The organism is Fructobacillus sp. CRL 2054 (assembly GCF_028764065.1).
Lineage (GTDB): Bacteria > Bacillota > Bacilli > Lactobacillales > Lactobacillaceae > Fructobacillus.
In genome coordinates, this window is the sequence record NZ_JACOFN010000013.1 from 36367 (window position 1) to 46473 (window position 10107).

Here is a 10107-nt window from a genome sequence, read left to right on the forward strand (position 1 = left end):
AATATAATCTTTTATTACTAGACTAATCAGTCTAGAACGTCCTTTGTAAAACGCCCCATTGGCTGATAATCATGACGGTCCTTAAACGATAGCGGTGCCGTTTTAACCAAACGCACCTTTTGGTTCTGCTCGGTTAAAAATACTTGACCTGGACCGATTAACTTACCTTTTGTGTGCTTACCAATCCGCCAGGGATGCTCTTTCTCACCTTCAGCAACATAAAGCTTACCAGAGGCATCTTCTGTCAAAGGCTGTCCGTATAGAATCGCCGTGTCGTACTTTCCCTTTGCCATCCTAATTCTCCTGTAAACGAATCATCTTTGCACCCATTTCAAAACGGGTTGAGTCGATTGGCGAATCAGGCTTCAAATGCAAGTTGAAATCCGTTCGGTCAGAGACCATGGCAAAGTCCGATCCACGCAAAGCTGGCATATGCGCAACTAAGGCTTCCAAATCACTGCCATCCAAGCCACCCTTCCAAGAGCGAACAACCAATCGAATCAAAGACAGTTGCAAAATCTTTGACAGGAAGGCAATTTCACCAAATGGCATTGGCCGTAACCAAGTATCTACGGCAAAATTAGGCAGTGCCACTTCCTTTGGCCAATCCGTCCGCTTCTCACGCCAGATTAATTGATAGACGCCAGAGTAAGGTAGCTTAATGCCAGATAAATCAGCATCGAAGACGTCCTGGTCAATCAAACGGACCTCGCCTTCCTGGTGCTGCGTTAGTACCAGTGGATAGGCTGCTTCGCCATCGTAAAAGATGTTCAAAGCAAACTCGGATTCATCCGACTCAGGACCGGCTGGCTGATGCTTTTCCTTTGGTAGCACAATGACTTTTTGCCCTAAGGCCACTAGAGCTTCAATCAACTTCCGTCGATTACCAGCTACCACGATGGCCTCCGGATGTTCCTGATCAACAACGGCCATCACGTCAGAAACTTCCAATGGTTCCAAATACTGCTTATCAGACAAGTGTGGTAACAAGGAGGCATCGGCTGCATTGTTGTTCATAATCACCGTCTTATAACCAAGCTTACGTAACTCGGACAAAACAACCGAAGTCACATAACCCGCGGCGGCTCCATCCCCCATTCGGAAGGCCCCTGCCCCAACAAGCAAAATCGACTTATCCGAAACGGGCTCGGACTCATTTTCCTCTTCAAAAGTCGCAAAGAACTGGTGGGCGTTTTCAGGAAACTCACCGGCTGATGGCTCCAAGGCTTTATAAGTCGGAACAACACCAGATTGCTTTGCCATCGCGCGAATCGATTGAAAGTCTGACTGCCAAAAACGAGCCAACAAGCCGTCTGAAAGGCCGGATTGCTTAGCAACTGAAAGCAATTCCTGGCTGGCTTCGCCATCCACAATCTGACTCTCAATCTTCAACAATTGCTTTAATTGGTAGAAATAGAATTCATCAATCTTAGTTAATTCAGCCAATTCATCAACTTCGTAACCCCGTCGAAGTGCTTCAACAAGCAAGAGCACACGGTTATCGTGGGGATGAATTAACTGTTGAATTAGCTCATCATCTGACACGTTCTTCATGTACTTTGGTGAGAAAGAACGGTTGTTAAAGTGGGCCGCACGAATCGCCTTTTCCATGGCTTCAATAAATGTTCGACCAAATCCAAGGGCTGAACCGACGGACTTTTGAATCGAATTCAACTGACGGTTAACTTCAACCCCTGCCGCCTTCAAATCACCAAAAGAGAAAACTGGTAACTTAACAACAATATGGTCCATTACCGGTTCCATCATCGCTGTTTTAGCGTGATAAGAATCTGGTAATTCTACATCCTGCAGGACACGACCAGCAGCCAACTGGGCAGCCACCAGCATGACCGGATACCCGGTCATCAAGGCCATTCGATTAGTCAGATTATCCAAGTAAGGCGAAACCTTAATGATGTATAACTGGTTGGTCTTTTCGTTCAAAGCCAATTGAACGTGAACAGGACCCTGAATGTTCAAAATATTAGCGACTAAGAAAGCCTGCGAGCGCATTTCTTGGAGCACTTGATCAGAAATCGTTAACACGGGTGCCACGGAGAGTGAATCCGCCGTGTGAATACCGACCGGATCCATATCCTCTGTGGCCCCAACTTGCATACAGTTTCCATTACTATCGCGAAGAACCAGAATGGAAATTTCCTTCAACCCATTAATGGCTTTCGAAATCACCACTTCCCCAGTCAAAGACTGAGACATCACCTGATCAATTGCATCTTCAAAGTCGTCCAAGCGCCGGACAATTTTCCGTGTCGTCCCTGCCGCTGGGTTGTGTGCACGCACCAGCAATGGCAGCTCTAAATCACGTAAGAGTTCATTGGCTTCGGCCTGATTACGAACAATTGTTGCCCTTGGCATTGATAATCCAGCAGACTCCAGGCGTTCAAAAAGTGCCGCAGAATCGTTTAACAATTCAACAGTGGAATCAGGCATCCCCAATCCAACTGGACGAGCGCCATCCTCTTCACGCCATTCGGAAATAATCTGCTGCCAGAGCCGTAGCCCACGAATACCAGCAAATCCAGGAAAAACCGCGTCAATTTGCTTTTCTTTAATGATGGACTTAATGTTTTGAACCGTCAGCGTTGAAACAATGGTCTCCGCCTCTGAGGATTCCAACGCCATCGAATAAGGGTTATCATCCACCAAAAAGAGACGGTACCCCTGCGACTTTAAAATGGGCAAAACCTGATAAATGGCTGCATCGTTTTCACCCTGCATACCAAAGTCAGTTTCACCAGCACCCAAGAACAGGATGCGCTTTAAGTTTTCATCAGTTGTTCTTTTGTACATAATCTACTACCGTTTCGAAGAAGTCCGCAAAAACCCGCTTTGCTTCAAGTGGCCCTGGTGCCCCGTCGGGGAAAAACTGAACCGAAAAGGCTGGGAAGTCACGGTGACGCAACCCTTGAATCGAGTTATCCACCATGTCCCGGTGAGTTACGAAAAGCTTCTTTGTGTCCAAAGCGTCTGGGTCAACCACGTATCCACGTCCCTGTCGGGCATAAATCATTTCTTGCGAAATAATTTCCTGAATCGGATGGTTCATCCCGTGATATTCAGCTGGCAAAGTCGTCAACTCCGAGTTGTTTGCCAGTGCAAAGAGCTCGTGTCCCAAACCAATACCGAGCATTGGCACCTTTGACTGCAAGACACGAATCAAAGTCAACACTGACTCTGGCAAATCCTCGGGGTTTCCTGGTCCAGTCGACAAGATAATACCGTCAGGATCCAAGGTCAATACTTCGTCCACCGAGGTCGTGTATGGCAAAACAGTTACGTTCGCATCATAATCGCCAAGGACACGCAGAATGCCATTCTTCAATCCAAAGTCAATTACGACAATGTGGAAACCACGTCCCGGGTTTGAATAGGCCTTCGTCGTTGCTGTATTCTGCACTTGCTTATTAGTCAGAACAGTCGCCTGCAACTGATCACGAGCATGGTCATCAACCACGTCGACAATCGTCGCCTTCTGTGAACCGGTTTCACGAAGGTGCCGAATCAACTTACGGGTGTCCACCTGGTAGAGCCCCGGAATATTGTGCTGCTTCAAAAAACGGTCCAGGTTCATTCGTCGTTGACGGTTAGTCGAAACCTCGGCCAAATCGTGAACAATCATGCCTCGAATTTTAGGATTAATGGACTCGTAGGCCTCGGCGTGAATCCCATCAGCTCCAACAACGGGCATGGCAAAAACAATCATCTGCCCATCGTAAATTGGGTTCGTGATTGTTTCCTGGTAACCAGAGGTCGCCGTATCAAATATAATCTCACCAAAGGTTGTCGCTGGTGCGCCAAATCCTTGGCCTGAAAAAACTGTCCCGTCTTCTAGAATCAGATGCCGTTCCATTTTGTCCCCTGTTTTATCGCAGCAAGTTCAATGAATTAGTGAACGATTTCAACTTCGTCCACGTCATCAATCTCCTTCACACGCACTTGAATCTTTTCGTTTTGCGCAGTTGGAATGTTCTTCCCAACAAAGTCGGCGCGAATTGGTAATTCACGGTGTCCACGGTCAATCAAAACCGCCAATGAAATCGTCTTTGGACGGCCGATTTGAATCAAAGCATCCAAAGCCGCACGAGTTGTACGTCCGGTAAAGAGCACGTCATCAACAAGAACAATGTTCTTATCGATGATGTTGACACGGTCGTCTTCGTCCAATCCCAACTTGGTATGGTTACTCAATCGGTCATCTCGGTAGTCGGAAATATCAATGGCCATCACCGGAATCTTAACGCCTTCCAGTTGTTCCAAACGGTCAGCAATTCGGTGTGCCAAATACTCACCACGGGTTTTTACACCGACCAAAATCAAGTTCTGGCCACCCTTGTTGTGTTCCAAAATTTCATAAGTAATTCGCGTTAGTGCGCGTTGCATGGAAGCTTGGTCTAAAACGATTTTGTTAACCATCTTTCACTCCTTTTTATAAGTTTGCTTGTATTATTGTTCTTTACGTAATGCTTTTAATACTCGTTCGAATGTTGCGGGTAATTCTGAATCAAAAGTCATCTTTTCGCCCGTGCTTGGCTGTGTTAATACCAAAGTCTTAGCGTGTAATAACTGGCCCTTCAGTTTAATATCGGCAATTACCTGCTGGTGACCATAGGTTGAATCACCAACTACTGGGTGTCCAATATATTGCATGTGGACACGAATTTGATGTGTTCGCCCAGTTTCCAAGGCTAGCTTCAAAAGTGTATAACCATTGAAACGTTCCAAGACTTCAAAATGAGTCACCGCATCACGGCCACCAGGAACAACCGCTTGTTTCTTACGGTCCTTTGGATGGCGACCAATTGGTGCATCCACCGTTCCCTTATCTTCCTTGAATTCACCACGCACCAAAGCGTAGTAATAACGTTCCGTTTTGTGGGCTTTCAATTCGGCAGCCAGTGCTTGATGAGCCTTGTCATTTTTGGCAACCATTAGTAAGCCCGACGTATCCCGATCAATCCGGTGTACAATTCCTGGACGGAACTCCCCGTTAATCGTTGACAGTGGTGCATGGTAGAGCAAGGCGTTCACCAAGGTCCCAGTCGCGTGCCCAGCAGCAGGATGTACAACCATTCCCTGTGGTTTATTCACCACAATTAGGTCATCATCTTCATAAACAATATCAAGCGGAATGTTCTCCGCTTCGATGGCTGTCTCCTTCGTTTCAGGCACCGTAATGGTTATCTCGTCACCAGCCTTGGCCTTATAAGAGGACTTCACTTGCTTCCCGTTAACTAAAACGGCTCCTTCTTTAATCCAGGTTGCCAAAGTCGAGCGTGAATGGTCAAGACCAGCGTTTACCAATGCCGCATCCAGACGCTTACCGCCCTCCTTAATTGTGATTTGCTTACTGTTGCTCATTCAGTTCATCCTTTATTTTACGGCAGGAGCGTCGTGTCAAACGATAGCGCTTTTCTTTGCCGTTTTCATCTTTAATCGTTAGTGTACGACCATCAACTTCGGCTGATTGTCCTTCTTCACCAAGTTCGATAATCTTCATTTTCCAGAAACGTAACTGCAAAATCTGAATGTATTTCTTATCAAAGACTAGCCGCCGCATTCCAAATCGGTAGATACCAACTAAGACAATGAAGACGGTATAAGCCAGCCAAAGACCATCAACCTTATAAAAGAGTTCTGACGCCCAAATTGGGCTAACTGCCAAAAAGCAGCCCCAAATCAACCAGCAAATTGCAGCCCAATCAGAGGCCGGCTGATAATATGCTTTAATTTTCGTCATGATAACTCCTTAAAGTGAAATATACTGGTTCTATTTTACCATTTTCTACCCGCTTCTGTTATTGTAAGACTGGTAAATATGAGGAGAAAGTTGCATGATTCAAATCCAAACTGATGCCGCCTTCCGACAATCCACAAAGGAAGCTGCAGCCGGCATTGTTTTTGTCAAAAATAAAGAGCAAATGCCACTGAAGGGTTCATTAAATAATTGCCAAAGCAACCAGGAAGCAGAGTTTCAAGCCCTCATCTGGGGACTTAAACAAATTCAAGCTGAATTGAACGAAAATGAAATGATCCAGATTCAATCAGACTCTGAAATCCTGGTCAATTCTCTTCAAAAGAAGTACGCTAAACACTATCAAAAAGAGGTCGACGAGATTCTTAGCCTGTTCCCAAATCCCGACATGGTTTTCGTTATCTGGGTACCAGATAGTAAAAATAAGGGTCCCCACCAGCTTGCCTGGCAGGTTTTAAATCAAGACTAAACAACTTGAATGCCAACATAACAATCCAGTTCACACCCTTGATACAAATCCCTTTCTCTGGTTAAATCTTATGCAAGAGAGAATTAGTATTATCGGAGGTTCAATGTTAGCAGTACAACTCGCCATCTTTCCCCTTATCCTATTGGCTTATAGACAGTCAAATGAATATAAAACGAAGCCCAAAATTACCATTGCAGTCGCCTGCTTTGCCCTTTGGATTTCACTCATGTCTATCTATTCATCTGCCCAGTTGGCATTGCAGGAACATAATTTAACTTTTCTATTAGATATCAACATCATTCCCTCGATACTCTACTTCATTTTGGGAATCTGGTTAATCCACATGGTTGTAAAAAGTCAATAAACACAAAAAGTCGTTTAGGAAAAATCCTAAACGACTTTTTATTAAATTTAAGCTTCAGTTTCGTCTTCAATCAACAATTGGTAAGCCCAACGTGCTGTTGAAACGTGAGGCGCTTCTTGCATGTGAACCGTTCCACGCTGCTCAAAACCATTGTTCTTAATAACCTTTTGCATTGGTAAGTTACCTGGGTGCGTATCAATTCGAAAATCACGTGCCCCTTGTGCATAGAAGTATGAAATCAAGGCAGTGATGAAACGTGGTGTCAAACGTTGTCCACGGAACTTATCTGACATAGCAACACGGTGAAGTGAGGCGTAATCATGCCCTTCCTTCAACCATGAACCGTCTTCCAAGGCTGTGTAAAGTGGATCTTCACCTTCAAAGGCAGCTGCATATCCTGCAACTTGGTTATCAACCATCAACACAAAGGCTTGGTGCTTATCCATATCAGTTTGAATTGTATCTGCGTTTGGGTAATCTCCCTGCCATTGATCCAATCCTTGTTCTTTCAAATAAGCTTTGGCCGTTTGTAAAATTTCGACAATGGCGTCAATGTCGCGAGCCTTGGCCCGCCGCATGTATACTGCTGGCATATTATTTGTTTGCACGTTCAATGAGTCAAACGTGCGGCTCCTTTCTCTCAATCATCAGAAGAATATTATAGCACAAAGAATTCGATGACAAAAAGCCTAGTTCAAATTGAACTAGACTTCCTGCAGTTATTTAACTATTTTCAACTACTTTTGCTTCCGCTTCTTAGTTTTTACAAATCCAAAAGCAGCTGCTGCCATTGCGGAAAGTGCCACCATCGCACGGTTTCCACTGACATTATCTTGCTTAGCCGTTGCAGGTGAAGCAGCAGATGAATCTGCACCACCCCGCTTCTTCATTGCTTCAAGAGCTGCCAATTCTGCTTCCCGCTTTGCACGTTCAGCATCTTCAGCCGCCCGTCGGGCAGCATTGGCATCAGCATCTGAACCACCAGAGTGGTCGCCACCATTACCGTCATCGTTACCGCCACGGTTGTCCGGATTATCTCCGCCACCACCGTTATCGTTATCACCACCGCCACCTGATGGATTGTCACCAGACTTTGGTAATGGTAATTGTGCAATCTTATCCAAAGCTTCTTGAACCGCTGCGTCAATTTTATCGTGTGTATCAGCCGCATCAATCTTAGCATCCGCGTCTTCAACGATTGCCGCTAGGTCCTTTTCAATTTCATCTCGTTCACCAGCATTCGCATTTGGAACAGCATCGATAGCAGCCTTCTTTTCTTTGGCCGCCTCAGCAACTTCCGCCTTTGCCTTTTCCTTATCGTCATTAACGACTGGAAGACGGTCAGGGTCATCAACCGCTTGAATAACGAAGATAATAACGTTCTTCACTCGAGTTAATTCACCAAGAGTCTTTGAGGCATCCAGAGCAGATAGGTTATCGTTAATAATCTTATCAACCTTTTGCTTCTGACGTTCCAAGCTTTCTGGATCAACATGGTCAATCTTATCGAAAGACTGCTTCTTTTCGTCCCCAGCTTGCTGTACAGCTGTATTTGCTTCCGCAAGGTCCTGCGCTGTTGCCGGGCGATGGTCACGGTCCAGCTTTGGAGACTCAACCGCATTAATTGCTTCTTCACCTGCCAAGAGTACTTGGTTCAAACCAGCAATGGTTTGCGCTCCAGCAATCTTTTCTTGGTAAAGAACCACCGTTTGGTCAACTTCAAGCTTTTGAGCAGCTAAGGAATCACTTTGTGTACCAATAATGTTATCGAAGTCAGACTTCTTCGTTTCAGCAACACGCTTCAGCTGCTCAATAGCCTGATCGCGATCCTGCTGGCTTGGCGTCTGGTAGTCACGACTCAATGCTGGCTTTTCGACCGCCATAATTTCGGCACGGGCAACCTTCATTGCTGGTGCCAATTCTTGTCGTTGTACCAATGCCATAATCGTCGTCTTAACTCGACCGAATGTATCCTGTAAAAGTTGCTTTTGCTTAGCCAGTGAATCAGGATCAACACCAAGAAGGTGTTCAAATTCATCAGTCCGCTCACTAACCAGCTTTTCCAACTCGGATACAGCCTGCTCTTTTTCAGCATCCGTCAAAGATTGGTAACCATCTTCAACATCTGGTCGAGCCACTGCTTGGATAGCAGATAAGGCATCAACCAAGTTCTTCTGTAAATCAGATTGGGTTTGACTATCTTGAATAATCGACTTTTGCTTTCTCAACGTCTCAGTTAATACCTTGATTTGACGGTCTAATGACTGAGCATCAACGTGGACAATTGATTCGAAGTCAGCACGCTTATTTTCTGCTGCCTTTTCTAGAGATGAAATAGCCATTGCAATCTCTTCCTTACTTGGATGGTCATCCTTTGGCAATACATCTGGGAATGGAATGTTATAGAGGTCTTGAACAGCCTTATTCACGATGGCGTTTAGCACCAAATGTGTCTTTGCTTGACTAAACAATGGAATTCGTTCCTTAACTAACTGATCAACTTCCGCCTTTCGCTGAGCCAAACTATCTGGATTTACCCGTGCCATATGGTTGAAGATATACTTACGGTTATCACCATCCCAAGTCAAACGGTTTGTCGCTGCCTTAATATCCAAACTTGTTGGTGTCTGGTAGTCATATTCCAGCTCAGGAGTTGGAACTGTGTCAATCAAACCAATGTATTGACGATACTGGAAGATAACGAACCAATTCGTATCTGCCTTTTGAATAGCATTTTGACCCTTAGTTAAAATATCCTGCATAATGTCAAGTTCTTCTTTTAGACTAACTTGGCTAACATGTTCAATGGCCTCAAACTTCTGCTTCTTTTCATCAGCATAGCGCTGGAGCATTGCCTTGTAGATATCCTTCATCTCTTGGCTAGCCGGTTGGTCAGCTGGCTTAGCCTTTGGTGCAGGCACTTGAGAAATATCCATAATTGCCTTACTAATCAAGCCATCTAATTCACTCTTCGTGTTTGCATTATTAATATCTTCCGTGGCTTTATCTACGATTGCATCAACACGGTCCATCTGTTGCTTCAATGAACCCTGGTCAACATAAGGAATTAGTGTAAACTCTTCTTTCTTAGTTCGACCAGCAACAACAACCTGACTAGTTGCTGATCGCTTGTCTTCAGGTGTAATTGGTTCGAATCCTGCGGATAAGGCTGGCTCCTTAACGGCATTAATTGATTGGATAGCCGATGTCAAAGTCTGATCAACACTACCACGTGTTGCAGAAGCTTGAATATCATCCGCTGCCTTTCCTTCAATCGTCCGAACCTCTTCTGTTTGCTTCTTCAAGCTAACAGGGTCAACGTGTTCAATGGCCTCGAAACGCTTAATCCGTTGGTCAGCAGCTTGATACAGTAGTGCTCGTATGTCAATAAGTTAGACACTTTTTTTACATCACTAGGTTCGATTCATAGGTATGAATCCGTTCATGATTATATCGATGGATATAGCGTGATATTCGCGTAACCAGCTCAAATTTACTCTT

10 protein-coding genes are annotated in these 10107 nt (G+C 45.0%); 2 read left to right on the forward strand and 8 right to left on the reverse strand.

The features are described 5' to 3' along the window. Positions 1-26: 26 nt before the first annotated feature. Genes H7198_RS06190 through H7198_RS06215 form a run of 6 tightly spaced genes read right to left on the reverse strand, consistent with a single transcriptional unit; the run spans position 27 to position 5758 of the window. On the reverse strand, positions 27-293 hold the full coding sequence (locus tag H7198_RS06190) for a DUF7671 family protein (RefSeq protein ID WP_274458895.1): 267 nt from the start codon (positions 291-293) through the stop codon (positions 27-29). Position 294: 1 nt separating this feature from the next. Then, the gene (locus H7198_RS06195; protein WP_274458896.1) at positions 295-2811 is read right to left on the reverse strand and encodes an ATP-binding protein; all 2517 of its coding nucleotides are present in this window, start codon (positions 2809-2811) and stop codon (positions 295-297) included. Continuing rightward, positions 2792-3871 carry a carbamoyl phosphate synthase small subunit gene (locus H7198_RS06200; RefSeq protein WP_091501423.1) on the reverse strand — a complete coding sequence of 360 codons (1080 nt, stop codon included), beginning with the start codon at positions 3869-3871 and terminating at the stop codon, positions 2792-2794. The genes H7198_RS06195 and H7198_RS06200 overlap by 20 nt, the downstream gene beginning before the upstream one ends. A 35-nt stretch (positions 3872-3906) precedes the next feature. Beyond that, positions 3907-4434: a bifunctional pyr operon transcriptional regulator/uracil phosphoribosyltransferase PyrR gene (gene pyrR, locus H7198_RS06205; RefSeq protein ID WP_274458897.1), complete on the reverse strand. Its 528-nt coding sequence runs from the start codon at positions 4432-4434 to the stop codon at positions 3907-3909. 30 nt (positions 4435-4464) lie between these two features. Then, positions 4465-5379, reverse strand: coding sequence for an RluA family pseudouridine synthase (locus H7198_RS06210; RefSeq protein ID WP_274458898.1), 915 nt, complete (start codon positions 5377-5379; stop codon positions 4465-4467). Next, positions 5366-5758, reverse strand: a complete 393-nt coding sequence (locus tag H7198_RS06215) for an EbsA family protein (protein ID WP_274458899.1) — start codon at positions 5756-5758, stop codon at positions 5366-5368. The genes H7198_RS06210 and H7198_RS06215 overlap by 14 nt, the downstream gene beginning before the upstream one ends. Before the next feature lie 94 nt (positions 5759-5852). Here H7198_RS06215 and H7198_RS06220 point away from each other — a divergent pair, with 94 nt between their 5' ends. Together H7198_RS06220 and H7198_RS06225 are read left to right on the forward strand one after the other, a co-directional pair. Further along, the gene (locus tag H7198_RS06220; RefSeq protein WP_274458900.1) at positions 5853-6242 is read left to right on the forward strand and encodes a ribonuclease HI family protein; all 390 of its coding nucleotides are present in this window, start codon (positions 5853-5855) and stop codon (positions 6240-6242) included. Positions 6243-6345: 103 nt separating this feature from the next. Beyond that, the gene (locus H7198_RS06225; RefSeq protein WP_274458901.1) at positions 6346-6606 is read left to right on the forward strand and encodes a hypothetical protein; all 261 of its coding nucleotides are present in this window, start codon (positions 6346-6348) and stop codon (positions 6604-6606) included. 47 nt (positions 6607-6653) lie between these two features. On the opposite strand, the gene H7198_RS06230 is transcribed toward H7198_RS06225, so the two are convergent. Then, positions 6654-7199 (reverse strand): GNAT family N-acetyltransferase, encoded by a 546-nt coding sequence (locus H7198_RS06230; RefSeq protein ID WP_274458902.1) that lies wholly within the window; start codon positions 7197-7199, stop codon positions 6654-6656. Positions 7200-7343: 144 nt separating this feature from the next. Then, a complete protein-coding gene (locus tag H7198_RS06235; protein WP_274458903.1) occupies positions 7344-9911 on the reverse strand; it encodes a DUF1542 domain-containing protein in 2568 nt (855 codons plus the stop codon). Positions 9912-10107 lie beyond the last annotated feature (196 nt).